The organism is Cytobacillus depressus, assembly GCF_008923245.1.
Lineage (GTDB): Bacteria > Bacillota > Bacilli > Bacillales > Cytobacillaceae > Cytobacillus > Cytobacillus depressus.
In genome coordinates this window covers 39,994-66,695 of sequence record NZ_WBOS01000005.1, presented here as the reverse complement: position 1 = coordinate 66,695, position 26,702 = coordinate 39,994, and the positions used below count along the sequence as shown (strand labels likewise).

Here is a 26,702-nt window from a genome sequence, read left to right as displayed (position 1 = left end):
ATAAACATCTCTGTTCAAATAATAATCTCTGTTAAAAGATTTTTTAAGGAGGATGACAAGTGGGAGAACAAACACAAACATTATATGATAAAGTCGGTGGAGAAGAAGCCATTCAGAAAGTAGTCGACTATTTTTATTCTGAATTAGTTTTAAAGGATCCAACGGTTAATCAATTTTTTGAGAAAACCGATATGGAGAAGCAGCGCCGCCATCAGACGAAGTTTATTAGCTTTGCTTTAGGTGGACCTAAGCAGTATACAGGTGCATCGATGGCAAAAGCGCATCAAGGCATGAATTTACAGCCCGAACATTTCAATGCAATTGCCAAGCACCCACATGACGCCCTTGCTCATTTCGGTGTAGAGGAAAAGGATATTGACCAAGCTTTGAATAAAGTGAATACACTTAGAGACGATATTTTGTATCAATAAGTGAAACGGCTTAATTCCTTAAGGGGTAAGCAGTTTTTTACGTCTAGCTCCAGCACCTACCCCCGACGTACAGGATGTACTAGTGTCGACAATGCGATAGGACAAGGAAGACTTCGACAGCGACACATCGCACGATCAAAAGTGTAGCTTTTGGGAGGACGTCCCGTTTTTGTCGACCTCGAGGTTTCCTTGTCGGGGCTGACCAAGGCGCTTACGCATTTGGTCTAAAAATCTTCTTTTTTGATTTGATGCTTTTTAAGCCGATATTGAAGATTTTGCCTGCTCATGCAAAGAGATTTTGCAGCTTGAGTGATATTATAATTATGAAGCTTTAACACTTTTTCTAAATAGTTTCTTTCCGCTTTGTCCATGTACTCATCTAAAGCAAAAATTTCGTTATTATTGTTTACTTTACTCGGAGTTGCTGTTTTAAAGTCTTCTTGTTTAAACTGCGGCTTATTCCGGAAATGAATTGGCAAATGCAAATATCCGATATGATCCTCGAGAACTATTAAATTCATCGCCCCCTCTATGACATGCTCAAGCTCGCGGACATTCCCTGGCCAGTCATATTGTTCAAAGATGCTCAGCACTTCCTCGTTGATCCCTTTCACTCTCATACCAAATAAATGGTTATATTTTTCGATAAAGTAGTGAACAAGATCATGAATGTCTTTTTTTCGGTTTTTTAATGGGGGAATGAATAAAGACACGACACTTAGCCTGTAATACAAGTCTTTCCGGAGCTTCCCACTCGAAATGGCATCGATTGGGTCTTCATTAATCGTTGCGATAATCCGGACGTCTACTTTCCGATCCTTAGTATCACCGATTCGTCTTACCATTCTTTCCTGTAAAACACGCAGCAGCTTTGCCTGTAGAGCAGGGTTTAAAGAGTTGATTTCGTCAAGGAGCAAAGTTCCGCCTTCCGCTTGTTCGAAGAGACCAGGGCGTTCTACAGCCCCAGTAAAGGCACCTTTTTTTGTTCCGAATAGCAAGCCCTCAATTAAACTATCAGGGAGAGCGGCACAGTTTTGCGAAATGAAGGGCTTTGCCGATCGATTGCTCCCATTATGAATGCTCTGGGCAAATAATTCCTTTCCTGTACCTGTATCACCAATAATAAGAACAGATGAGCTTGTTCGAGTCGCTCTTTTGCTCGCCTCAATCACTTCTTGTAATTGCTCGCTGCTACCGATGATGCTGTCAAATGTGTAGCGGGTATTGCCTTTTTTATTCATATTCTCTCTAATGAGCTTTTCTAATTTCGTTACGTCACGGGCGATTTCCATGGCACCTATTCGAACGCCACCCTCATGTATAGGGAAGGTATTATTAATCGTCGTTATTTCTTGCCCTTTATTATTAAAATATGTTTGCTTCGCATTAATAATTTTTTCGCCGTGGGCCAATGCCTTCATGAGGGTGCTGTCTTCATTATTGTGGAAAGAGAATACATCTAACAAATCCTTGTCTAAGACATCTGAGAAATCCATTCCCTCGATTTCGGCCATTTTTTGATTATAAATAATTGTTTTACCTTCATGATTAACAACATGGACGCCGATATCTATTTCTTTCAGGATTTTTTGGAAAAATTTATCGATTAAATTGAAATCTATTTTGTTCATTAATCATGCTCCTTAATTCGTTCTACTCTAAGTGTAATGAAGGATATGGAAAGGTGCAATAAATTTTTGCTCTTAAATGGATTGAAAATGGATAATATAGCAAATAAATTTTGCGGGCTGATGATGAAAAAACAAGTAATGGCGCATTTTGTATAATTGGCATCATTCTTGCAAAGATATAGTTGGGTAACGATAAAAGAATTAAAGGGGGAAGGAATCATGGTACAACCGTACAAACATGAACCATTCACAAATTTTAAATTAGATGAGAACCGTGAGGCATATTTAACAGGTTTAAAAACAGTTGAAAGCTATTTAGGTCAAGACTACGATTTAGTCATCGGCGGAGAGCGCATCACTACTGAAGAAAAAATCGTTTCTTTCAACCCTGCTAATAAAGAAGAAGTGATCGGCCGCGTTTCAAAGGCAAACCAAGAATTAGCAGAAAAAGCAATGCAGGCGGCAGTTGAAGCATTCAAAACTTGGAGAAAAGTAAAACCAGAAACTCGTGCAGATGTTTTATTCAAAGCAGCTGCAATTATCCGTCGCCGCAAGCACGAATTCTCTGCTTTATTAACAAAAGAAGCAGGAAAGCCTTGGAATGAAGCAGATGCAGATACAGCGGAAGCAATTGATTTCTTAGAATACTATGCTCGTCAAATGCTGCGCATTAAAGATGGTGTGCCAGTAAACAGCCGTCCTAATGAGTTTAACCGTTATGACTATATTCCATTAGGAGTTGGAATCATTATTTCTCCATGGAACTTCCCATTAGCTATCATGGCTGGGACAACGGTTGCAGCAATCGTAACTGGAAACACTGTGCTATTAAAGCCAGCTTCTACAACGCCAATTGTGGCAGCGAAATTCGTAGAAGTAATGGATGAGGCAGGTCTTCCTGCAGGTGTCCTTAACTTCGTACCAGGAAGCGGTGCTGAAGTGGGCGACTATTTAGTTGACCATAAAGATACTCGTTTCATCAGCTTCACAGGTTCTCGCGATGTTGGTCTCCGTATTTTTGAACGTTCTTCAAAAATCAGCGAAGGCCAAATTTGGATGAAGCGTCTCATCGCAGAAATGGGCGGAAAAGATACGATTGTTGTTGATAAAGAAGCCGATCTTGAGCTAGCAGCTACTTCTATCGTTGCTTCTGCGTTCGGATTCTCTGGTCAAAAATGTTCAGCATGTTCTCGTGCAGTAGTTGTTGAGGATGTGTACGATCAAGTATTAAACCGTGTCGTTGAGTTAACAAATCAATTAACACAAGGCGATCCAACAGATCAAAACAATTACATGGCAACAGTGATTGACCAAAGTGCTTATAATAAAGTAATGAGCTATATCGAAATCGGTAAGCAGGAAGGGAAGCTAATGACAGGCGGAGAAGGAGACGATTCAAAAGGCTACTTCATTAAACCAACTGTATTTGCAGACCTTTCACCAGAAGCACGTCTCATGAAGGAAGAGATCTTCGGACCAGTTGTCGGCTTCACAAAAGCGAAAGACTTCGACAATGCAATCGAAATCGCAAACAACACAGAATACGGCTTAACAGGTGCGGTTATTACAAACAACCGCGAAAACATCCAAAAAGCCCGCGAAGATTTCCATGTTGGAAACCTATACTTCAACCGTGGCTGTACGGGTGCAATCGTAGGTTACCAGCCATTTGGAGGATTCAATATGTCGGGAACAGACTCCAAAGCAGGCGGCCCTGATTATTTATTACTTCATATGCAAGCAAAAACAACATCTGAAATGTTTTAAACTTTAAAGTATTACAGCTTCACGATACAATAAGAGGACAATCGAGATTAGGAGGAATGGATTCATGACTGCGATAAAAACAAACTCATTGATTGAACAAACTGAGAAATATGGTGCAAAGAACTATCATCCACTGCCAATCGTTATTTCAAAGGCTGAAGGTGTGTGGGTTGAAGATCCTGAGGGAAATAAATACATGGATATGCTTAGTGCATATTCTGCAGTAAACCAAGGGCATAGACACCCGAAAATTATTCAAGCATTAAAAGATCAAGCAGATCGTGTAACTTTAACATCACGTGCTTTCCATAATGATCAGCTCGGACCATGGTATGAAATGATTTGCAAGCTCACAAATAAAGAGATGGCTCTGCCAATGAACACGGGCGCTGAAGCGGTTGAAACGGCATTTAAAGCTGCTCGCCGTTGGGCATATGATGTGAAAGGTGTAGCTGAAAATCAAGCAGAAATTATCGCATGTATTGGCAACTTCCACGGCCGTACAATGACAGCAGTTTCTCTATCTTCAGAAGCAGAGTACAAGCGCGGATTCGGTCCAATGCTGCCAGGAATTAAATTAATTCCATACGGCGATCTTGAGGCATTAAAAGCGGCAATTACTGAAAATACAGCTGCATTTCTAATCGAGCCAATCCAAGGGGAAGCTGGGATCATCATCCCTGAAGAAGGCTTCATGAAAGCTGCATACGAAACATGTAAAGAAAACAATGTATTATTCATTGCTGATGAAATCCAAGCAGGACTTGCACGTACAGGTAAAATGTTTGCTTGTGAGTGGGAAGATGTGGACCCAGATATGTACATTCTAGGAAAAGCATTAGGTGGAGGAGTATTCCCAATCTCTTGCGTCGTTGCTAATAAAGATGTATTGGGCGTATTCAACCCAGGTTCTCACGGCTCAACATTCGGCGGAAATCCAATGGCATGTGCTGTATCGATCGCAGCAATTGATGTACTTGTAGAAGAAAATCTTGCTGAACGTTCTCTGAAGCTAGGCGAATACTTTGTCAATAAATTAAAAGAAATCAAAAACCCAATCATTAAAGACGTTCGCGGACGCGGATTATTTATCGGTGTTGAGCTTACAGAGCCAGCTCGTAAATATTGTGAAGCATTAAAAGAAGAAGGCTTATTATGTAAAGAAACACATGATACTGTTATTCGCTTTGCTCCGCCGCTTGTTATTACAGAGGAAGAACTGGATTGGGCAATTGAACGTATTAACAAAGTTTTAAGCTAAGAAAATCATGTGAAATCAATGAACATAGAAAACGAACATAAATATAAAAAATACTATTCTGTTGTTCGCTCCAATTAGAATAATATCTAAATCAAGATTATGTTCGTTTTCCGGTTCAATTCATCAAGTGTGAAAAAATCCTTGTGCCTAAGTGCAAGGATTTTTTTTATTCCAAAAAGGGCAAATTCTCGACATTTTTATTTCATACTTTAAAAAAAATGTCAATAAAACGAGATTAATATTGTCCTAATGTTTATTGATTAAAGATAGGCTTTTCGATAAAGTGGTAGAGAGATTAGCAATAAGAATAAAATGGGTTATTTTGAAAATACTTCTTGATTTGTATTCATTAACTTTTACTATAATTGGAGGATCAGACATGACATATGTTCGTTTTGATTACTCGAAAGCGCTACCCTTTTTCAAGGAACACGAGCTGACATATTTACAGGATGCTGTGAAGTTGGCCCATCATTCTTTGCATGAGTTTACAGGTCAAGGTAATGAATTTTTAGGCTGGCTGGATTATCCGGTACAGTATGATAAGGAAGAGTTTGAACGGATTAAACAAGCGGCTGCAAAGATTAAAAGCGATTCCGATGTTTTGCTTGTGATTGGAATTGGGGGGTCATATTTAGGAGCCCAGGCGGCAATTGAGATGCTTAATCATAGTTTTTACAATTCACTTTCAAAAGCGAAACGTGGTACACCGCAAATAATTTTTGCAGGCAATAATTTAAGCTCATCTTATATGAGCGATGTGATTGATTTTCTTGCGGATAAGGATTTTTCGATTAATGTCATTTCTAAATCAGGTACAACCACAGAGCCGGCCATTGCTTTTCGTATATTCCGCCAGCTTTTAGAAGACAAATATGGTGTAGAAGAAGCGCGTCAGCGAATTTATGCAACGACCGATAAAGAAAAGGGTGCGCTCAAAACGCTAGCAAATGATGAGGGTTATACAACCTTCGTCGTTCCAGATGAAATCGGGGGACGGTATTCCGTTTTAACTGCCGTAGGTCTATTGCCGATTGCTGTTAGCGGTGCTGATATTGGGGAAATGATGAAAGGAGCAGCAAGAGCTCATGAGGAGCTAGGCAGTTCAGAACTGCGGGAAAATGCTGCTTACCAATATGCAGCGGTACGCCATCTATTATATAACAAGGGCAAAACGATAGAAATGCTTGTTAGCTATGAGCCTTCTATGCAATCATTTGCTGACTGGTGGAAGCAGCTTTTCGGTGAAAGTGAAGGAAAGGATCAAAAAGGGATCTATCCAACGTCTGCCATTTTCTCTACAGATCTTCATTCTATTGGCCAATACTTACAAGAAGGCCGTCGCAATCTTTTTGAAACCGTATTGAAGGTGGAGAAGCCACGGCATGAGCTAATGGTTGAAAAGGCAGAAAATGACCTAGATGGCCTAAATTATTTGGCAGGCGATACGGTGGATTTTGTTAATCAGAAAGCTTGCCAAGGTACGATGCTTGCCCATACCGATGGCGGAGTGCCGAACTTAGTTTTATCCATTCCGCAATTAGATGCATTCACATTTGGCTATCTTGTTTATTTCTTTGAAAAGGCATGTGCCATGAGTGGCTACCTTTTAGGAGTCAATCCTTTCAACCAACCTGGTGTAGAGGCTTATAAAATTAATATGTTTGCCCTTCTAGGGAAACCAGGATTTGAAGAAAAGAAAGCTGAGCTGGAAAATCGGCTTACATAAATAAAAAGGAGTGTTTGCTATTAAGGCGAGCACTCCTTTTCTAATAAAACCTTTCCTTTTGGGAAAACTAAGCAAAAGAGTGGAAAGGGGTTATCGAAATGATTGAAATTCCTTCAGAGATAGACGGGAAAAGCTTTGATTTATACAAGCTTGAGCAAAAGCTTAAGCCGATTGGCTATGCGATCGGCGGGAATTGGGATTATGAAAAAGGGTATTTTGACTATAAGATTGATAATGAAGAGGGATATCAATTTTTGCGGGTTCCCTTTACGGCAATCGATGGGCAGCTCGATGAGAGAGGGTGCACAGTTCGACTTGGAAGACCGTTTCTGCTCTCGCACCTTTACGAGGACGGCCTAGATGACCATGCTCAATCAGCTGTTTTCTCGGGATCCTTTAATCAATTTTCCGAGCCGGTTGAAAAAGACGCTCATGTTTCGGACCAATATTTGAATCAAGGAAAATCACTCGTTAAAGAACTAGAGGCCGTGCTGTTATCTCCTTAATTCATAATGACAATCAATTGATCTTCAGTTTGAATGTGAAAAGGGTGAGGAGGGTTTAGTAAAGTCTTCTCCCCTCTTTTTACGCCTAAAAGTAAGATACCATCTTGAATGAATAATTGACTGAGTTCCATATAGGACATGTTCAATATATCGGGAGGTGCATCTTTGAATGTTAATTTTCGGTTATCAAGCTGCCTCAATAAATCTAAAAAGGAGGTGACGAGCTCATGAGAAGAGATACTATTAATCATGACAAAGCTCGTCAGAATATTTGTTTGGACAACCTCGTCAGCACCCGCTCTTTTTGCATTGGCTACTTGCTCGGAAGTCAAAATTTCAACAATACAGGGAACATCCTGTTTAAGCCCCTTCACTGCAAGCAATGTTAATATTGAGCCCATATCTGCTTGCAGCTCGCCTTTATTTGGATCAGCTGTAATAATAACCTTGCTCGCTTCGTAAACATTCGCTTTAATCAATACCTCATCAAGATTCGAACGGCCTTGAATAAAGTGGACATTCTTATTCGGCAATGGATTTTTATCAAGAGACTCATCAATTAAAGTAAAGGTAAGTGCTTTATTATTATTACATACGGAATGAAGAACTTCACGGGATCGTTCATTCCAGCCTATAATGATAATATGATTTTTTCCTTTGAAAGCGATTCTCCCCTCAAGAAAATCATTTTGTTTCGTCACCGCAATGGTAGCTAAAGTCACAAAATAGGAGGCTAAAAAACCAGCTCCGACCATGATTAAGGCGATTCCTGACAGCCTCCCCAAAACGGTTTTCGGTGCAAAGTCTCCGTATCCAACAGTTGCAGCTGTCACAACCGCCCACCAAACCCCTTCGAAAACGGTGGTGAATTGTTCTGGCTCCAATAAATGTACAATTGAACCGAACGCAAAAATTAGCGAAACAGAAATAATTAAGACGCGAAACACAAGCGGTAACCGAGCAAAGCTAGTAAAAAAATGAAATGGCAAATACGACAACCCCTATAAAAAGAATCTTTACCGCAGATTAACGGGCTGTAAGACCCGCGCTTGAAGAATGTAAAAGGATCCAATCGTTCTAAATGGGGGACTAACAGCAGCCCGTTAAGGCCCACCAATGATTGAAGTTTCACTTTATTCATTATGGACGAGTTTAAAGGTTTTCATAAATGCATTTCATTGAAAACACAAAAAGGACTAGATTACTCTAGCCCGATCAGTGAAATAATATATCGCGATTAGCTTGCAGGATAACCTACACAGTTGTTCGTTTTATTTATAGAAAAATGTAAAAGATGAAGATAAATTAAGCGATCCAGCTTTTGGCTTTGTTTTATCGTTTCTAGACTATTTAGTCCAGTTTTTTGGGCAGTTTGGATCATTTCATCTCTCGTTTTATTTATCCTTCTGAGTAATAATTGTTCCATGGAATACTTGTTCATCCTTATCTTCTCCTACTAGTAAAATTCAAGTATATTCACTATTATAGGAGATATTTCGCATTCTGAAATAGATTCGACAAAGGTTCTAAGAATAAGACAATATACTCCACTTTTTCTCAATAATCGCTACATAACACCTGAGTCGAAGGTCCCTGTTTGATTAAGCCTTAGCATATTGAATAACAGCTGCTTCTAAAACATCAATGCCAAGTAAGATGTCATCTAAGTCTGTAAATTCATCAGGGTGATGGCTTAGTCCATCCACAGATGGCACAAAGATGAGCCCAACAGGCCCTAATCTTGTCATGTTCATCGCATCATGACCCGCGCCGCTTTGCATAATTTCATAGCTCAACTCTTTCTTTTCACAAATATCTTCAATTCCTTCGATTAACTCCTGTGAAAGTAAGACAGGCACTTCTAAACTAATGACGTTACTATCAATTTCAAGATGCCTTTTTTCCTTTACTTTTGCAATGGTTTCATAAACATGATTTAAGACCCGATTTCTTGATTCAGTTGATGTCGAGCGGATATCAATCTTAAGCTCAACCTCACCTGGAACAACATTCATTGCCCCAGAAGGTATATCCAAAACGCCGACAGTCCCAACTGTTCCAAAGTCTTGCTCAAGATTTGCCGCTTTTTCAACTTCTAAAATGATCTCTGAGGCGCCGAGAAGGGCATCTTTTCGCATACTCATTGGTGTTGTTCCAGAATGAGACGCCTTCCCGTAAATTTTCAGCAACAGTCTAATTGGCGCTGCGATACCAGTTACAATGCCAATCTTTTTATGATTATTAATGAGGATTGGACCTTGCTCCACATGAAGCTCGAAATAGGCTTTAAATCCCTCATCAACTCTGCTTGCCTCATCGACACTATTAAAGTCAAGTGCACATAAAGCAAACGCTTTTTCCATTGTAATGCCATCGCGGTCCTTTAAATGGCGGTATTTTTCTTTATCAATTAGACCAGCCATTGCCTTACTTCCAACTGTAGAAACGCCGAATCGGGAGGATTCCTCACAAGCAAATGAAACGACTTCAATCGGATGATCTGTCTCTATCCCTTTTTCATTTAGGCGCTTAATCACTTCTAATCCAGCTGTCACGCCAACGATTCCATCATACTTACCGCCCTGGTATACCGTATCCAAATGTGACCCCATCACAACGGGGGGAAGTCCTTTTACTTTCCCTTCTCTTCGTGCTATTAAGTTTCCACAAGGATCAAGACGAATATCCAAATTCTCATCTTTACAAAGCCGCATGAAAGCATGGGTTCCCGCTTGTTCCTCATTTGTGTATGCAACTCTAGTAATGCCAATATCACCTGAATTGTATTGATTCATTTTATTTAGAAGGATCTCGTATCGCTCTCTCGAATTCATCTTGTATCTCCTAAGTTTTTTCATTTATATGAAAAATAATATAATACATTGATTATAGCTAGTATTTACTGTTTCTAAAAGGAAAAATGCGAGACCATGCCATTTTTTACGTTTAAGGACTATTTCTATTGAATAGGAAGGAGTAGATTTATATACTTATGAAAGAAATTAGGGAGGATTGGGGGACTAAATATTCAATGGTGTCCATTTTTTTAGCTTGTCTCATCTTTTTGGTCACTTTAACATTTGTTATATGGCAGCCAAAAGGATTAGGAATCGGCTGGTCCGCAAGCGGCGGAGCACTGTTGGCGCTTATTGTCGGAGTCGTGGATTTTCAAGATTTCTTGGATGTGACTTCGATTGTTTGGAATGCCACATTAACGTTAATTGCAATTATTATTATATCGCTAATTTTAGATGAAATTGGATTTTTTGAGTGGGCGGCTTTACATATGGCAAGGGCAGCAATGGGAAATGGGGTAAAAATGTTTGTTTATGTCATCATTTTAGGTGCGATTGTTTCCGCATTTTTTACCAATGATGGAACAGCGCTTATCCTTACGCCTATTGTATTAGCCATGGTACGAAACCTGAACTTTAGCGAAAAAATGGTCTTTCCATTTATCATGGCTAGCGGTTTCATTGCGGATACAACATCCCTTCCATTAGTTGTTAGCAATCTTGTAAACATTGTTTCTGCAGACTATTTCGGAATTGGCTTTAATGAATTTGCTTTAAGAATGATTATTCCTAACTTCTTTTCTCTTGCTGCAAGTATTTTGGTTTTATATTTCTTTTTCCGTAAGAGTATCCCAAGAAATTACGACTTATCCAATCTGAAAAAACCAGTAGAAGCCATCCGGGATGAGAAAATGTTTCTATTGTCATGGTATGTACTAGCCATTCTCTTAATGGGTTATTTTGCAAGTGAATATACGGGAGTACCAGTCTCTGTCATTGCGGGAATTATAGCGATATTCTTTTTATTCATGGCAAGAAGAAGCCATGCTGTGAACACAAGGACAGTCTTGAAAGGTGCTCCCTGGGCCATCGTGTTTTTTTCAATTGGCATGTATGTAGTCGTTTATAGCTTGCGAAACGTTGGTTTGACGAAAGTTTTAGTTGAAGTGATTCAACAGGCAGCAGATCAAGGGTTATTCACCGCTACAATCGGAATGGGTTTCATAGCTGCACTGCTATCATCGGTCATGAATAATTTACCTACTGTTATGATTGATGCCTTGGCCATCGCAGATACGAATACAACTGGTATTACAAAAGAGGCGCTTATTTATGCGAACGTCATTGGTTCAGACTTAGGTCCCAAAATAACGCCAATCGGTTCTCTAGCCACTCTACTATGGCTGCACGTCTTATCTTTAAAAGGTGTAAAAATATCATGGGGTACGTATTTTAAAACAGGTATTGTCTTGACCATCCCTACATTATTTATTACCCTTGTTGGTTTATATGTATGGTTGCTATTTATTCATCAATAATTGGAGGGAAATAAATCATAGGGGAGACGGTGAAGCGGTTTGCTGAAACGGAAGTATGATAGATTTTTTTTAGATAATTTCATAGACTTAGAAATTCGGGGAAGGATCCATATCCTTCCCATGATTTTTATTTCCGATCAGTGGCTCATGAACGCCTTTTGAGTTCTATTGCAATTCTTTGATTTCTAAATTTTTAAATAAGAATGCAAAAATATCTGTATGCTCACCGATGATTTTTTCCACCGGCTTGCCTAAACCGTGCCCAGCGCCTTTTTCGATTCTTAATAAAACTGTGTGAGCCGATTGCGGATTGGCATCTTGTAGGGCAGCGGCGAATTTCCGCGCATGCGCTGGGACGACACGGTCATCTGAATCTGCCGTTGTGATTAAAATAGGTGGATATTGAACTCCTTCCTGAACGTTGTGCAATGGGGAGTAGCCATACAGAACGTCAAATTCTTCTTTCGTTCCTTCTGGATTCCCAAATTCCGTTACCCAAAATCTCCCGACCGTAAACTTTTGGAATCGTAGCATATCTAAGACGGGAACATTACAAACAATAGAGCCGAAAAGCTCTGGTCTCTGGACCATACATGCAGCGACAAGCAATCCACCGTTGCTGCCTCCCATGATCGCCAATTTTTTGGAGGTCGTATAGCCATTGCCGATTAAATATTCTGCTGCCGCAATAAAATCATCAAAGACGTTCTGCTTCTTTTCCTTCATGCCTGCTTCATGCCAACCAAGCCCATATTCTCCACCACCGCGAATATTCGCAACAGCATAAATACCGCCATTTTCAAGCCATAATAGATTCGAGGCTGAGAAAGAAGGGGTTAACGAAATATGATATCCACCATACCCATATAGGAGAACCGGATTTTTTCCATCTAGTTGCAGACCTTTTCTGTAAGTTAAAAACATTGGAACCTTTGTGCCATCTTTAGAATAGTAGAAGACTTGCTCTGTTTTATACTCTGATCGATCAAGTTGAAGGGAAGGCTTGAAAACTGCTTCTACTTGTTCAGTACTAAAATTATATTTGTAAACGGACGTAGGCGATAAATAAGATGTAAAGCTAAAATAAAGCTCGTTTCCATCCTCTTTCCCGCTAATTTCAACGATTGTTCCCAATTCTGGCACAGGGATTTCCTTTACGAACTCACCAGACATGGTGAAAAGCTTTAATACATAAGAGGCGTGACGAATGTAAGAAACGGCTAAATGACCTCCTACTATTTTTATAGTTGAAATGGACTCATCCGTCTCAGGAATAATCTCCGTCCAATTCTCACTTTCTGCAGCATCAATAGAAAGACTGATAATTTTGCCGTTTGGCGCTTCTTTATCAGTAAAAAAGAATAATTGCCTGTCTTTTTTGCCAATAAAAGAATAGAGGGCATCTCCATGATGTAAAAGCCACTTAAATTCACTGTTCGGTAAGGTTAAATCTTTATAAAGATACCGGCTTCGATGCTCTGTACCTCTGCCCGCATAAAGAAATAAATAAGAATATTCACTCGTAATAGAAGGATAAAACACCATTTGCTGATCTTCTGGATACTCAAAAACAATTTCATCTGAATCCTGATCCGTATTTAATGTGTGCCAGTACACTTTATTGAATTGATTTTCATCATTTAATTCATCTTTTGTTTCTGGATAACGGTTATAGTAGAATCCTTTTCCGTCTTTAGACCAAGCAATACTAGAAAACTTGCACCATAGAATCTTTTCAGGGTAATGCTCCAACGTTTCTATATTAAGTATTTGGAATTCCTGCCAGTCGCTACCCGTCGGCATGAAATGAAAGATTTGTAATGGTAATTGTCCCATCATCAGCTAAAGAGTTCACATCAATAATGACTTCTTCTGTTTCTTCGATTGCTTCTAAACGTTTTGCGCGGTAAAGGATTGGCTGATTATTCGTACCAGAATTTTTTAAATAATAATAGAATTCCCCATGTTTTTTCGGAACATAATATTTCGGATAATCCCATAGCTCTTTTAATCTATTATTAATTTCGCTATGTTCGGAATTTCCTCCATATACCGAACTGTGGCAGACATTTGTTTAGCATCCCATTCCTTTGTTTCTTCCAATTCCGAATTTTCTAGCCAGCGAAGGGGATCTTTCACAATGGTACCGTGGAAATTTTCTTCTACTTCAGTTATTAAACGATTCATATAGTGAAACCTCCTTTATAAATTCTACTAAGAATTAATACAATTATTATGCCAACTGACTTCTTATCATTAAGGGATATAATGTTTAACTTTTTTTACATATTTTTTAAACTTATTGAAAAAAATGTTCCTTTTTGTAACAAAAAGATTTGTAATTCAAGCATTTATTTAGTTTATTCAAAACAATTTTACAATTATTTCGAAAATGTAAAATTTCTTTTACACTTTTTGATTTCATTTCTATTTTTTTAACAATAAGAGGATTGAAAAAAGCTCGTACTACTATTGTTGAGTGCCCTCATATTTTAAATTTTGTGAAAGCTCCTGAATTGGCACAACTCTTGCATATAGTTGAAATGGAAAAATAAAGGGGGGCTCTTCTGGGAGACTTACTAACAATAAAAAATTAAAAAACATGTTTTCCATCTTAATAGGGATCCGATAAGAGAGGCATTTTCGACAAATATATATCGTTTGGTTGAACTCGACGAGCTATTTCATTCAAAAATTATTAAGGAATCAGAAAATGAAAGACTATTTGATGTATGGTCTACATTTTGGTATGCAAATATTGTTATTTTCACGTCAACGTATAATTTGTAGTTGGCAAACTCGAAAGATCAGCGTCCTACACATGAAAGGAGGGGGAATGTTAAAGCTATAAAAATTTTGGATAATCAGCATATTACTAGAAGGTAAATCCTATCGAAGAAACTTCAAATAAAGAATAACTACATGTTGTTCTTTGAAAAGTTCCAACAACCCGGAATAGGAGTTTAACAAATGAGAGGGGCGTTTCAATTGAAAGAAACAATTAGAAAAGATCATGTTATTGAAAACTTTTTCGGTGTCGAAGTAGCAGACCCCTATCGTTGGTTGGAAGATGAAATCCTTCCAGATACCAAAAAGTGGACAGAGATGCAAAACGAGCGAACTCGAGCATTATTAGATGGTCAAGTCCAAAAAGAAAGCATCAATAAGAGGCTTAAAGAGCTCTATGATTATGAGAAATATTCAACACCGGAGAAAAAAGGAGATTATTATTACTTTTTCAAGAATGACGGTCTCCAAAATCAACCGGTCTACTATCGTACTTTATCATTTGAAGATGATGTATTTGAAGTAGTATTGGATCCTAACCAGCTAAGTCATGAAGGTACTGCTGCCATTATGAACATTTCATTCAATCATGATGGAACGTTGATGGCTTATGCGGTCTCGTATAACGGAAGCGATTGGGAAGAGGTGAAGGTCAAAGATCTCAAGACGGGTAGTGACTACCCTGAAACATTAAAATGGTGCAAGTTTTCGAGTTTTGCCTGGAGTGGGGATTCATCAGGCTTTTTCTATAATCGGTATCCCGATCCTCTAACAGTAAATCCTGGAGAGGACAGTTATTATAATCGTGTTTATTTTCACCAGGTGAACACTTCACAGACAGAAGATGAATTGATCTATGAAGAGCCGGATCGTAAAGAGCGTATATTTTATCCGTCTATTACCGAAGACCATCAATATCTTATATTGCATGTTACTCTTGGGACTGAACCAGTTAATGAAATCTACTATAAGCATCTGACTGATTCCGATTCCTTTAAGCCTTTGATCGAAAAAGTTCCAGCGTACTTTACTTTTTTAGGCAATGATGGGTCAACACTTTATTTCGAAACAAATGATTGTGCACCAAAAGGGAAATTGATTTCTGTAGATTTGGAGAATCCTGCACAAGAAAATTGGAAAGAGCTTGTCTCTGAGAAAGATGATCCAATTGCCTTCTGTAAAATGGTGAATGGCAAGTTCATCGTTTGTACTATGCATGATGCCCACTATAAAATGACCATTCATGAGAAGAATGGGAGTTTACCAACCGAGTTGCCACTTCCAGACTTTATTACAATCAACGATGTAAAAGGGACAAGCTCTTCGCCTGAAATGTTTGTCAGTTATACATCCTTTCTCCATCCGTTGAAGGTAATAGAATATGACTTTAACACTGGGAAATTGATGAATGTTTTCGACAAGCAAGGTAGCGAATCAACTGAAAAATTCGAAACGAAGCAAATATTTTACCCATCCAAAGATAGGACGGTTGTTCCAATGTTCCTTACCTATAAAAAAGGTCTGGAATTGAACGGAGATAATCCGGTATTACTCTACGGCTACGGCGGCTATACCGCATGTATGACCCCATCCTATTCTCCATCACAAAAGATGTGGATGGAGCAAGGAGGCATCTACGCAGTCGCAAATATCCGTGGGGGCGGGGAATACGGCCAAGAATGGCATCGGGCAGCACTTTTTGAAAAGCGTCAAAATAGCTTCGATGATTTTATTGCTGCTTCGGAATGGCTCATTCAAGAAAAATATACAAATTCGAACAAACTGGCCATTATGGGTGTAAGTAATGGAGGACTTCTAGTTGGGGCATGTATAACGCAACGCCCTGAACTATTCGGTGCAGCACTATGCTTAGTCCCTGTTACAGATATGTTGCGTTTCCAACGTTTCACAGTCGGCCGTTTTTGGACAACGGAGTTTGGTAACGCGGAGAAAAGTGAGCATGATTTTAAGTTCTTGTATAGCTACTCACCCTTACATAATGTCAAAAAGGGGAAAGAGTATCCGCCGACCCTTATTTCTACTGCTGATACCGATGATCGGGTTGTACCGATGCATGCAAAGAAATTTGCTGCTACTTTACAGGAAGCACAAAGTGGAAATAACCCAATCATTCTAAGGGTTGAGAAAAATGCTGGTCACGGGCAGGGAAAGCCATTATCCAAAGTAATTGAAGAAGAAGTCGATTTGTACACATTTTTATTTAAAGAACTAAAAATCGTTTTTAAGGAGAGTTGACCGTGAAGAAAATTTTGATTTTTATGATAATTGCGATCATGCTAATCTTTGCAGGCTGCAGTAAATCCAATCCGTTAGTAGAATCTAGTAAACCAGCAAGCAGCGAGGCTGAAAAAGGTGAAAAGTCCGTTGTTATTGCATTAGGATCTGACCCGGTTCACTTTAACCCCAATGTTGGAGATGGCGGATCTGGGTACATCACAGCCAATATTATGAATTCTTTAGTAAAAATTGATGACGGTTATAACATCCTACCGGACCTTGCTGAGACTTGGGATATCTCGGAAGATGGGAAAAAGTATACATTTCACTTGTTTAAGGGAGTCAAATGGCATGATGGAGAGCCGTTTAAATCCAAAGATGTAAAGTGGACCATTGATACGATCATTAAAGAAAAAGGATTTATCGTTAACCAGCTAGGTTCGATTGACAATATCGAGACGCCAGATGATGACACAGTCGTGATCAATCTTAAAGAGCCGAATGCAGCAATTTTAAGTATTCTATCTGGTGCATTAATCATGCCTTCCCATCTGTATGAAGGAACAGACTGGGTAACGAATCCGGTTAATAAAAATCCAGTTGGAACAGGTGCTTTCAAATTGAAGGAACATAATCGCGGTGTAAGTGTGGTTTTGGAAGCAAATAAAGATTATTTCCGCGGGGCACCAAAAATTGATAAGCTAATTTTCTCTGTTATCCCAGACGAAAATACAGTTGTACAGTCTTTCTTAAACGGAGAAGTTGATGTCATTGACTATAGTTCGGCAATTACACCAGCAGCTGTACCGGGATTGGAAAAAAGAGATGATGTAAAAATCGTTAAAACTCTTTCCAATTCAAGACAATATATGATTGCCAATACAGCGAAGAAGCCATGGGATGATGTTCGGGTTCGTGAAGCTTTAGCCCTTGCAATCGATCGTGACGAATTGGTGGCGAAAGCGCATAAAGGTTATGGCTGGAGGGCAGAAGGTTTTTATACTCCGGCGGTAGAGTGGGCTTATAACGATAAGGATCTTATGCCAGAAAGAGATATTGAAAAAGCGAAACAGTTACTAGATGAAGCAGGGTTAACCCCTGATAGCAACGGCGTTCGAATGAAAGACCTGGAAATCCTAATTTTCCAATTCCCGGTTTTTGCAGATATCGCTAAAGTTGTACAAGCTAATTTAAAGGAAATTGGCATTGAATCAAAAATTTCCTCTCTTGAGTATTCTGCATGGGATGAAAAAGTCCGAAGTGGTGACTATGAAATTACCATCTTAGGCGGCAACCATGGCATTGATCCTGAAGGTTTATTTGTTCGTGTAGGTACAGAAGGATCGATGAACTTGATGAATTATAGTAATCCAGAAATAGATAACCTTCTAGCAGAAGGATTGCGCGTGACAGATCAAAATGAACGTGCGGTTATTTATAAAAAGATTCAAACTATCATGTCTGAAGAATTTCCTGTTATTCCTTTGACTGAATGGATGTACATCTTTGTCATGAAAGATTATATCTCAGGTCATCCGATTGATGATGGAATCGGTAAAGTAGGGGGAGCAGAATATTCCATCTTAGATAGGGCCAAGTAAGTATTCTATTAATCTTCCAATGGCAATGTCTATGTACATTGCCATTGATGCTCATACAGAAAGAAGGTATGACGATTGAAACAGTTTATTATTAAACGCTTTTCTACTGGGTTTTTGGCTGTTATAGCTGTTATGATCATCAGTTTTTTCATCATGCATGCGGCCCCCGGTGATCCGATACGGATTTTGGCGGGAAGAGATAACCCATCTGAAGAAATGATTAGCGAACTACAGAAAAAATATGGCTTGGATCAGCCTGTTCATATTCAATTGTTATCTTATTTAAAAAACATGATCAAGGGAGATTTCGGAGAATCCATTCTTTACAATGAACCGGTCATGAAACTCATTGTTGGCACAATGGGACCGTCCTTACTATTGGCTCTTACTGGCGCTGTTATAGCTCTTATTGTCGGAACAGCATTAGGACTCTATGCGGGTCAGCATTATGGCTCAAAAAGGGATAAGGCCATTACTGGGTGGGCGTATGTTTTTAATTCCATGCCTTCGTTCTGGTTGGCTATTATGTTTATCATGATTTTTGCTTCATGGCTAAATGTCCTTCCGACTTCAGGAATGATGGATTTGCGAAGTAATTATACGGGCTTGCCTTATTATACGGATATATTGAAGCATTTGGTGTTGCCTGTCGCTACGCTATCGCTTATTCAAATTCCTACCTATTTTAAAATTGCACAAACCACCGTACTGCAAGTAAAATCAGAGGATTTTGTCACAACTTTCATGGCAACTGGTATGAGTGAAAGGAAAATCTTCAATAAATATGTATTGAAAAATGTATTGCTTCCAACAGTTACTGTATTTGGTCTTACCCTTGCTTACATTGTTTCCGGTTCGGCCTTAATTGAAATTGTCTTTTCATGGCCCGGTACAGGAAGGCTTATGTTAGACGCCATTATGCGCAGAGACTACCCGTTGCTTATGGGAATCTATTTAATTATGTCAATCTCGATTGCTGTCATGATGGTTGTAACTGATGTCGTTTACGCCTTTATCGATCCAAGAATTCGGTATAAGTAATTGGGCCGATACGATTCTACAGATATAAAAGTAGTTCAGGAAGGAGTAAAAGACTTATGGAACTTGTAAAAAGAAACGATGCCATCTTTAAAAAGTCGTTCTCAGCGATTCAAAAAAATTCACTTCTCAGATCGGGAATTTTTATCTTATTCATCATCTTACTCGTTGTTGCATTTGCTCCTTTGCTTGCAACTCATGATCCATATGTATTAGGTGATGACTTATTGGAGTCCCCTGGTAAGAATCACTGGCTTGGAACGGATGGCTTAGGAAGAGATATTTACAGCATGATCCTTTATGGGGCGAGAACATCGCTTTTAATTGGATTGGTTTCAGCGCTCATCTCTGGTGTTATTGGTACGTTGGTCGGTGCTGCAGCTGGCTACTTCGGCGGTAAAACGGACAGAATTATTTCGGAAATCATCAATGTCTTTTTAATGATTCCATCTTTCTTCTTAATTTTGATCGTTGTTGCGTTATTCGGCAGTAACTTGCTAAATGTAATGATCGTGATTGGTTTGACTTCATGGCCGAGCAATGCCCGCCTTATGAGGGTCCAAGCAATCAGTCTTAAGGAGCGAGTGTTTGTCCAAAGTGTAGAAACAATCGGAGAACATCATGTCTCCATTCTCTTTAAATATATCATTCCAAATGGCATTTTTCCCGTTATTGCCAACACGACACTTAGTGTTGCGGGGGCCATATTGACAGAAGCAGGTTTAAGCTTCTTAGGATTAGGTGATCCGAATTTAATTAGCTGGGGTCAAATGATTTTTGATGGAAAGGCTTATATGACATCAGCTTGGTGGATATCTACCTTCTCCGGTCTTGCGACAGTTATTCTAGTCGTTAGCTTTTACTTGATTGGTGATGGTCTGAATACTTTGCTAAATCCTAAACGGAAAGGTGAATAGTTAGGAGGAGCTCGGTTGTGAATATTTTAGAAATAGAAAACTTGAATGTTGTATATACAGGCAGGAAGGAAAAGGTCTATGCGGTTAACAACGTCTCCTTGTCGATCGCAGAAGGCGAGTCCGTAGGGATTGTTGGGGAAAGTGGATCTGGAAAATCGACGCTTGCTATGGCGGTTCTCAGGCTTTTGTCTGAGAAAAAAGCCGATGTATCAGGCACGATTAATTTCCAAGGTAAAGACATCTTAGGCATGAGTTTAAAAGATTACAAGCAGATTAGATGGAAAGAAATATCGGTCGTGTTCCAGAAGTCAATGAATGCCCTTAGCCCGATTCACAAAATCGGCGGTCAACTAGAGGATATTTATCGAGTCCATGAGCCGAATGAAAATAAAAAAGTAATCAAAGAGAAAATTCTTAAACTCTTTACGATGGTAAACTTATCTGACCGAGTATACAACCTTTATCCGCATGAATTGTCCGGTGGGATGCTGCAGAGGGTCTCTATCGCCTTAAGCCTTATTCATAATCCGTCCTTTATTGTTTTGGATGAAGCAACGACGGCATTGGACGTTGTCACACAAGGGCAGATTTTGAGGGAAATTAAAAAGCTTGAAACAGAAATTAAAATGACGAGAATGATGATTACACATGATATTTCCGTCGTCGCCACGTCTTGCGATAAAGTGGTCGTCATGTATGCGGGAAAAGTAATGGAAGTCGGCAATGTCAAGGACGTATTAACGAAGCCTGCCCATCCGTATACACAAGGTTTACTGAATTCCTTTCCTTCGTTAAAAGGTGAAAAGAAGCAACTAACCGGTATTAGAGGATTTTTGCCTGATTTATCGGAAAAAAAAGAAGGTTGCATTTTTGCACCAAGATGTGATTTCGCAAAGGATATTTGTCGAAATGTTACACCGAAGGACTACGAAGTCAGTTCGAACCAACGGTCCGCCTGTCATATGCATGGGAGTGAATACTATGAAAATAGAAGAACGAGCTAAACTGCAAACGGATAACCCAAAAAGAGAAGAACAAAACGTTTTAGAGGTAAATAATATAAGCAAATGGTTCGAGCAAAGATCTTCTTTTTTACGACCTAAAAATTGGGTAAAGTCCGTCGATAAAGTCAGTTTTAAATTGGCTAAAGGTGAAGTATTAGGGGTAATCGGTGAAAGTGGCTGCGGAAAATCGACATTAGGGAAGGTTCTTATTCATTTGGAAACACCGACGCACGGAGATATTCTAATTAATGGGTCTTCGTCAGCCGAACTGATTAAAAAAGATAAGAAATCATTTAAACGTAATTTACAAATGATTTTCCAGAACCCTTTTGACACCTTTCCTCCGGGTCATACAATAGGCAGATTAATGATGAGGCCGCTGGAGATTCACAAAATTGGATCTTCACAAAAGGAGCGTTTTGAACTTTGTAAGACAACCCTTGAGAATGCTGGATTGAAACCTGGAGAGGAATTTATGGCTAGGTATCCGCATGAATTGTCTGGGGGGCAATTACAAAGGATCTCCATCCTAAGGGCAATGCTATTGAATCCGACATTTTTAGTCGCAGATGAGCCAGTTTCAATGCTTGATTTATCAGTTAGGGCCGACATTATCAATATGTTGATTAAGCTGACCAAGGAAAACGATACCGCGATGGTCTTCATCAGCCATGATATCGCTGCAGCTAGGTATATTTCAGATAAAATAGCAGTTATGTACTTAGGAAGAATCGTCGAAATGGGAGGCACAGAAGATATAATTCATAACCCTCAGCACCCTTATACACAGGCTTTGATTTCTAATTGTGCTTCCATCGATCTTAATGAGAATGCAGAACCAATCCGTATAGAAGGGGAACCACCAACACCTGTAAATCCCGGCCCTGGATGTTATTTTGCAGATCGATGTTCCTTGGCCACAAGTAAATGTCGTGAATCCTATCCTGACTATGTGCAAAGGGGCAACGACCATATATACAGTTGTTTTTATTAAAGATGATAAATAGAAAGCCTTGCAGGATATTATGTATCTTGCTTGGCTTTATATAAAATAAGCGATTTGATAGCACTATAATCTTTTCACAAAGCTTTTTTTCTCGGTTAATAAACAATGTAACTGGCTAACTTCTAAATCCCCGGGGCATCCAAGTTTCCCTGTCTGATTTAGAAAGCGCTAAAAAGCATCTTTGGCTGGGAAATTTGTCGTCCTTCTTTGAATCAAGAAGAGAAGACCAGTTCTTATATGGGAAAATCAAACACAAAACTAGAACTTTAAGGTGACGAATATAGGAATATTGAATAGTCATTATGAATCTTTATGCCTTAATGGAACCAAAAATGTTATTATTGGATTTTTTCTCTTTTCCTTACTCAAATGATGTAATTAATAGGGTACGAAATTTTATGAAGGGATCTTTCTACTATTATTTGATGCTAGTATAGTTTCAGCGACACATCTTAGTTAAGTTTCCTTATAATTGACCATAATGAAAATGAGGAGAAGTGTCCTTTGTTAGTTTTTAGCTCCCCACGACCCGAACCCTCAGCAATTGCTTAAAAAGCTTGCACCACCCGGAGGAGAATTCCTGCTCGGAGCCGATAATTTAGGAAGAGATACACTTACTAGGCTTTTATACGGTGCACGTGTTTCCTTAATCGTTGGGTTCGTGTCTGTAGCCGGTTCAATCTTTATTGGAACCTTTGTCAGGGCAATAGCAGGATATTATGGTGGAAAGATAGATGCTTTCTTAATGAGATTTGTCGATGTCATGATTTCTTTTCCATCTATCTTTCTATTAATCATCTTAGTTACGATGTTTGAACCAAGTATTACGACATTAATTTTCGTATTTGCAATCTTTGGATGGACAGGTACATCGAGGCTAGTCCGCGGGGAATTTCTATCTCTCCGTTCAAGGGAATATGTTTTAGCTGCGAAAACGATTGGCATACCAAGCTATAAAATTATTTTTGCCCATATTCTTCCGAATGCAATGGGGCCGATCATCGTTTCAGCCACTTTAGGTGTAGGAGGAGTTATTCTTGTAGAGTCCGCATTAAGTTATTTAGGGCTGGGCATTCAGCCGCCAACCCCAAGCTGGGGAAATATACTGCAAAGTGCTCAAACATTGCCGATCATGCTTGATTCATGGTGGTATCCATTATTCCCAGGAGTTGCGATATTACTGACAGTTCTCGCCTTTAACTTTGTTGGCGACGGGCTTAGGGATGCTTTTGATCCGAAAATAAATTAACTTAACAATTGCTTATCTGTTTAATATTGATATATTACCCCCTATCTTTTTTTTTGAGGCATACTTATATGTATGCCGTTTTTTTATTAATAAACAAAGCGCTTAAATAAGCGCTTTGTTAGGACAAGTTATTTCCCTTCAATATATGTCCACTTGTAGCTATAAGTTGAATTTGGGTTGGCAACTAGCCCTTTTACATATGGCTTAACAAGGTACGCGTCACTTGCTTGATACATCGGTGAAATGACGGTATCTTTTTCAATTAGGATTTGTTCAGCATCTTGGAGATTGTTAAAGCGCTCTTCAAGATTTGTAAAGTCTACTTGGGCTTTTTTTACCAGCTGATCATAATCAGCACTTACATAGCTTTGCCAGTTATATGGTCCGTCTGATAGATGTATAGACATGAAATCGGTCGGATCTGCGATATCACTGCGCCAGCCAGAATGAGTCATATCATATTCTTGTTTACCCTCAAGAGCAAGCTTTTGTTTATTTGGCTGTTGGTTGATTTTCAACGTTAATCCTGGCAGGTTCTTTTCAAGTTGATTTTTAATGTACTCTGCAACGGATTTGCGCTGGCCGTCATCATAGCTTAGAAATTCAAGTTCAACTTTGTTGGTACTAAGTTCTTCGAGACCATTTTGCCAATATTCCTGTGCTTTTTCTATCCCCTTATCGTTAAAGTTTCCGTATTTGCTTCTAAAGTCTTCTCCGTCGGATGAAGTGACCATATTTTCAGGAATTAAAAAGTAAGCAGGAAGAGAGCCATTTTTAAGAATCATTTCGGCTGCTTCTTTCTTATTCCATCCCATATCGATTGCTTTCCGGATATTGGCATTGCTTAAGTTTTTGTTTTGTAAATTAAAGCGGATAAAATACATTTCTCTTTTTAACGAAGATTGAAGATCTGGATGATCATGATAAAGATCAACAAATTCAGAAGACAGATTGGTCATGTCAACAGTACCTGAATCATATAAGTTGACTCCAGTTGAGACGTCTTTCACAACTTTGAAATTAATTGTTTCAAGCTTTACATTTTCTGCATCCCAATAGTTTGGATTTTTCTTTAACACCCATCCCTCTTCATGTTTCCATGAATCAAGAACAAAGGGACCATTATAGATTAAGTTTTCAGGCTCTAGAGCATAATTATCGCCTTGCGCAGTGACAAATTCTTCGTTTTGTGGGTAGAAAACAATATTTGTCAAAGTATCAAGAAAATAAGGTATCGCATTTTTTAATTGAACTTCAAGAGTGTAATCATCAAGAGCTTTCACTCCAAGTGCGTCGACTTTGCCATAAAGCTCATGGTCTTTGTCTTGAATTTCAACTGAATTCACGATGTTGTCAAATTCATAGGAGTGGGGTGACAAGGTATCTGGATTGAGGGCTCTGTGCCAGGCGAATACAAAATCGTGAGCAGTTACTGTGGTTCCATTGCTCCATTTTGCATCTTCCCGTAAATGAAAGGTATAAATTTTGCCATCATCGCTTACTTTGTGATCCTTAGCCATGCCAGGCACAAGGTTCTGGTCTGGATCTGTTCGATATAAGCTTTCCAGCATATTCATCATAATCGTAGCGGAAAGACCATCAATAATTCCATTCGTTTTTAATGTTGGAATTTCATTAGCAGCATACAAATTTAGTACTTGCTCATCTTTGCTAGAATCAGCTGGCTGATTATTAGCCGTTTCCTTCGTCTCAGATGATGCTGGCTTACTCGTGTCACTACTTTTTCCATAGCAACCTGACAGCGCTAAAACAATTAGAAGAGAAAGTAGTACAGCAATCGCAGGCTTTCGTTTAAACAATTTAGATTCCCCCTTTTAGAATATTCAAAATATATAAGTGCAAGATTTGTGCCATGCACGCTTCTGAAACAAATGAAAGAAATGATTTTAAAAATAGAATAGAATTCTCTTGCATGTTTAAAAAATTTTACACGATTTGTACAAATATTTTGAATGTGTAAAAATTAATAGAAATTTAATGGAAAAGTAAGCCTAAAAATTTAAGGATGTCTATGGCATAAAAATTGCATTATATTCTTTTTGAATCTAATACCTGAGGGGGAAAATGAATGAATGCAATTAATAGACTCCGAGAGAAGTTTTGTGGATTAGGTATTGACGGAATGATGATCGTTCATCCTTGGAACAGACAGTACATGTCTGGGTTTACTGGAAGCAATGGGGTTCTTCTTATTTCTGAGACGGAAGCAAAGCTTATTACGGATTATCGCTATTTTGAGCAAGCGAAAAATCAAGCAAAGGATTATGAAGTTGTTCTCCACACCGGGCATACTGGCCATAAAGGCAAAATCTTTGAAGAAGTCGTTGTCCAAGCAAATGAAATGAATATTAAAAAGCTTGGTTTTGAGCAGGAGCATTTATCCTATGGACTATTTAGCAGAAATGAATCTCTTTTTGCAGCTGAACTCATTCCAACACATGAAGTTATCGAAAGTCTCCGCATGATTAAAACAGAGGATGAAATTAAAAAATTGCGGGTAGCTGCGGAAATAACTGACAATGCATATTTACATATTTTAAATGTAATCCGCGCCGGCATGTCTGAATTGGATGTAGCAGAGGAGCTCGGTGCGTTTATTAAAAAACATGGATGCTCAACTACATCTTTTTCTCCAATCGTTGCTTCCGGATATCGCTCTTCATTGCCACATGGACGGGCAAGCGATAAAATTATTGAAAAGGGCGACATGATTACAATTGATTTCGGTGCTAATTATGAAGGGTATTGGGCAGATATTTCTAGAGTTGTATCGATTGGAGAGCCTGCACCTGAGTTAAAAAAGCTACATGAAATCGTGCTAACCTCTTTTGAAAATTGTGTTGCTCATTTACGTCCAGGACTGACTGACCAAGAGGTTGATTATTTCATGCGTGAAAATATTATTAAACATGGCTATAATGAACAATCAGGAACAGGTACAGGCCATGGAATTGGACTAGAGGTTCATGAAGCACCACTATTCTCGGTGTTAAAAGACAAAGTATTAGAAGAAAACATGGTGATTACTGTTGAGCCTGGAATTTATTTGAAAGGCTTAGGCGGTGCAAGGGTTGAGGATGTAATCCTTATTACTAAAAATAGCCGTGAAGTGTTGACGCCATCAACAAAGGAATTGGTTATTTTATAAATCAAATCAATAAAGAGAATACTAATATTAATGTA

General features: G+C 38.9%; 19 protein-coding genes and 2 pseudogenes. 14 read left to right on the top strand and 7 right to left on the bottom strand.

The window, feature by feature from the left end; all coding sequences use genetic code 11:
- Positions 1-59 precede the first annotated feature (59 nt).
- A complete protein-coding gene (locus F7731_RS13050) occupies positions 60-431 on the top strand; it encodes a group I truncated hemoglobin (protein WP_151535234.1) in 372 nt (123 codons plus the stop codon).
- Between the two features lie 224 nt (positions 432-655).
- Here F7731_RS13050 and F7731_RS13045 read toward each other — a convergent pair whose 3' ends face one another.
- On the bottom strand, positions 656-2,062 hold the full coding sequence (locus tag F7731_RS13045; RefSeq protein ID WP_151535233.1) for a sigma-54 interaction domain-containing protein: 1,407 nt from the start codon (positions 2,060-2,062) through the stop codon (positions 656-658).
- A 219-nt stretch (positions 2,063-2,281) separates the two neighbouring features.
- Between F7731_RS13045 and pruA the strand changes: the two genes are divergently transcribed.
- The 4 genes from pruA to F7731_RS13025 all read left to right on the top strand — a co-directional run bounded on the left by pruA (position 2,282) and on the right by F7731_RS13025 (position 7,325).
- Complete coding sequence (pruA, locus tag F7731_RS13040) at positions 2,282-3,829, top strand: L-glutamate gamma-semialdehyde dehydrogenase (RefSeq protein WP_151535232.1); 1,548 nt, start codon at positions 2,282-2,284, stop codon at positions 3,827-3,829.
- Between the two features lie 64 nt (positions 3,830-3,893).
- On the top strand, positions 3,894-5,090 hold the full coding sequence (locus F7731_RS13035) for an ornithine--oxo-acid transaminase (RefSeq protein WP_151535231.1): 1,197 nt from the start codon (positions 3,894-3,896) through the stop codon (positions 5,088-5,090).
- A 379-nt stretch (positions 5,091-5,469) separates the two neighbouring features.
- Positions 5,470-6,819 carry a glucose-6-phosphate isomerase gene (locus tag F7731_RS13030; protein ID WP_151535230.1) on the top strand — a complete coding sequence of 450 codons (1,350 nt, stop codon included), beginning with the start codon at positions 5,470-5,472 and terminating at the stop codon, positions 6,817-6,819.
- 98 nt (positions 6,820-6,917) lie between these two features.
- Positions 6,918-7,325: a YugN-like family protein gene (locus F7731_RS13025; protein ID WP_151535229.1), complete on the top strand. Its 408-nt coding sequence runs from the start codon at positions 6,918-6,920 to the stop codon at positions 7,323-7,325.
- Here the strand turns inward: F7731_RS13025 and F7731_RS13020 are convergent.
- From F7731_RS13020 to F7731_RS13010, 3 genes are all read right to left on the bottom strand, one after another.
- On the bottom strand, positions 7,322-8,314 hold the full coding sequence (locus F7731_RS13020; protein WP_151535228.1) for a potassium channel family protein: 993 nt from the start codon (positions 8,312-8,314) through the stop codon (positions 7,322-7,324). The two genes, F7731_RS13025 and F7731_RS13020, sit on opposite strands and share 4 nt — an antisense overlap.
- 248 nt (positions 8,315-8,562) lie before the next feature.
- Positions 8,563-8,766 carry an aspartyl-phosphate phosphatase Spo0E family protein gene (locus F7731_RS13015; RefSeq protein WP_151535227.1) on the bottom strand — a complete coding sequence of 68 codons (204 nt, stop codon included), beginning with the start codon at positions 8,764-8,766 and terminating at the stop codon, positions 8,563-8,565.
- Positions 8,767-8,926: 160 nt separating this feature from the next.
- A complete protein-coding gene (locus F7731_RS13010; RefSeq protein WP_151535226.1) occupies positions 8,927-10,159 on the bottom strand; it encodes a M20 family metallo-hydrolase in 1,233 nt (410 codons plus the stop codon).
- Positions 10,160-10,356: 197 nt separating this feature from the next.
- Here F7731_RS13010 and F7731_RS13005 point away from each other — a divergent pair, with 197 nt between their 5' ends.
- Complete coding sequence (locus F7731_RS13005; RefSeq protein ID WP_151535461.1) at positions 10,357-11,658, top strand: arsenic transporter; 1,302 nt, start codon at positions 10,357-10,359, stop codon at positions 11,656-11,658.
- 165 nt (positions 11,659-11,823) lie between these two features.
- Here F7731_RS13005 and F7731_RS27305 read toward each other — a convergent pair whose 3' ends face one another.
- Positions 11,824-12,582 carry a prolyl oligopeptidase family serine peptidase gene (locus tag F7731_RS27305; RefSeq protein ID WP_425482008.1) on the bottom strand — a complete coding sequence of 253 codons (759 nt, stop codon included), beginning with the start codon at positions 12,580-12,582 and terminating at the stop codon, positions 11,824-11,826.
- Between the two features lie 96 nt (positions 12,583-12,678).
- A pseudogene (locus F7731_RS27300) lies at positions 12,679-13,845 on the bottom strand (prolyl oligopeptidase family protein); the annotation flags it as partial.
- Positions 13,846-14,628: 783 nt separating this feature from the next.
- On the opposite strand from F7731_RS27300, the gene F7731_RS12985 reads away from it, so the two are divergent.
- The 7 genes and pseudogenes from F7731_RS12985 to F7731_RS12955 all read left to right on the top strand — a co-directional run.
- Positions 14,629-16,701 (top strand): prolyl oligopeptidase family serine peptidase, encoded by a 2,073-nt coding sequence (locus F7731_RS12985; RefSeq protein WP_212031188.1) that lies wholly within the window; start codon positions 14,629-14,631, stop codon positions 16,699-16,701.
- Positions 16,702-16,703: 2 nt separating this feature from the next.
- A complete protein-coding gene (locus F7731_RS12980) occupies positions 16,704-18,284 on the top strand; it encodes an ABC transporter substrate-binding protein (RefSeq protein WP_151535223.1) in 1,581 nt (526 codons plus the stop codon).
- Positions 18,285-18,359: 75 nt separating this feature from the next.
- The gene (locus F7731_RS12975) at positions 18,360-19,325 is read left to right on the top strand and encodes an ABC transporter permease (RefSeq protein ID WP_151535222.1); all 966 of its coding nucleotides are present in this window, start codon (positions 18,360-18,362) and stop codon (positions 19,323-19,325) included.
- A 56-nt stretch (positions 19,326-19,381) separates the two neighbouring features.
- On the top strand, positions 19,382-20,239 hold the full coding sequence (locus F7731_RS12970) for an ABC transporter permease (protein WP_151535221.1): 858 nt from the start codon (positions 19,382-19,384) through the stop codon (positions 20,237-20,239).
- Positions 20,240-20,256: 17 nt separating this feature from the next.
- Positions 20,257-21,243 carry an ABC transporter ATP-binding protein gene (locus tag F7731_RS12965; RefSeq protein WP_212031187.1) on the top strand — a complete coding sequence of 329 codons (987 nt, stop codon included), beginning with the start codon at positions 20,257-20,259 and terminating at the stop codon, positions 21,241-21,243.
- Complete coding sequence (locus F7731_RS12960; RefSeq protein WP_151535219.1) at positions 21,221-22,237, top strand: oligopeptide/dipeptide ABC transporter ATP-binding protein; 1,017 nt, start codon at positions 21,221-21,223, stop codon at positions 22,235-22,237. Before F7731_RS12965 ends, F7731_RS12960 begins: the two co-directional genes overlap by 23 nt.
- 526 nt (positions 22,238-22,763) lie before the next feature.
- A pseudogene (locus F7731_RS12955) lies at positions 22,764-23,498 on the top strand (ABC transporter permease); the annotation flags it as partial.
- Between the two features lie 128 nt (positions 23,499-23,626).
- Here F7731_RS12955 and F7731_RS12950 read toward each other — a convergent pair.
- A complete protein-coding gene (locus tag F7731_RS12950; protein WP_151535217.1) occupies positions 23,627-25,318 on the bottom strand; it encodes a peptide ABC transporter substrate-binding protein in 1,692 nt (563 codons plus the stop codon).
- A 269-nt stretch (positions 25,319-25,587) separates the two neighbouring features.
- Here F7731_RS12950 and F7731_RS12945 point away from each other — a divergent pair, with 269 nt between their 5' ends.
- Positions 25,588-26,667, top strand: a complete 1,080-nt coding sequence (locus F7731_RS12945) for a M24 family metallopeptidase (RefSeq protein ID WP_151535216.1) — start codon at positions 25,588-25,590, stop codon at positions 26,665-26,667.
- Positions 26,668-26,702: the final 35 nt, after the last annotated feature.

What these genes read in the sequence shown, in the direction of transcription:
- pruA (WP_151535232.1), top strand. Translation starts at nt 2,282, where the DNA reads ATGGTACAACCGTACAAACATGAACCATTCACAAATTTTAAATTAGAT.
- F7731_RS12945 (WP_151535216.1), top strand. Translation starts at nt 25,588, where the DNA reads ATGAATGCAATTAATAGACTCCGAGAGAAGTTTTGTGGATTAGGTATT.
- F7731_RS12960 (WP_151535219.1), top strand. Translation starts at nt 21,221, where the DNA reads ATGAAAATAGAAGAACGAGCTAAACTGCAAACGGATAACCCAAAAAGA.
- F7731_RS13025 (WP_151535229.1), top strand. Translation starts at nt 6,918, where the DNA reads ATGATTGAAATTCCTTCAGAGATAGACGGGAAAAGCTTTGATTTATAC.
- F7731_RS12985 (WP_212031188.1), top strand. Translation starts at nt 14,629, where the DNA reads ATGAGAGGGGCGTTTCAATTGAAAGAAACAATTAGAAAAGATCATGTT.
- F7731_RS27305 (WP_425482008.1), bottom strand. Translation starts at nt 12,582, where the DNA reads ATGTTTTTAACTTACAGAAAAGGTCTGCAACTAGATGGAAAAAATCCG.
- F7731_RS13030 (WP_151535230.1), top strand. Translation starts at nt 5,470, where the DNA reads ATGACATATGTTCGTTTTGATTACTCGAAAGCGCTACCCTTTTTCAAG.
- F7731_RS13035 (WP_151535231.1), top strand. Translation starts at nt 3,894, where the DNA reads ATGACTGCGATAAAAACAAACTCATTGATTGAACAAACTGAGAAATAT.
- F7731_RS13010 (WP_151535226.1), bottom strand. Translation starts at nt 10,159, where the DNA reads ATGAATTCGAGAGAGCGATACGAGATCCTTCTAAATAAAATGAATCAA.
- F7731_RS13015 (WP_151535227.1), bottom strand. Translation starts at nt 8,766, where the DNA reads ATGAACAAGTATTCCATGGAACAATTATTACTCAGAAGGATAAATAAA.
- F7731_RS13005 (WP_151535461.1), top strand. Translation starts at nt 10,357, where the DNA reads ATGGTGTCCATTTTTTTAGCTTGTCTCATCTTTTTGGTCACTTTAACA.
- F7731_RS13045 (WP_151535233.1), bottom strand. Translation starts at nt 2,062, where the DNA reads ATGAACAAAATAGATTTCAATTTAATCGATAAATTTTTCCAAAAAATC.
- F7731_RS12970 (WP_151535221.1), top strand. Translation starts at nt 19,382, where the DNA reads ATGGAACTTGTAAAAAGAAACGATGCCATCTTTAAAAAGTCGTTCTCA.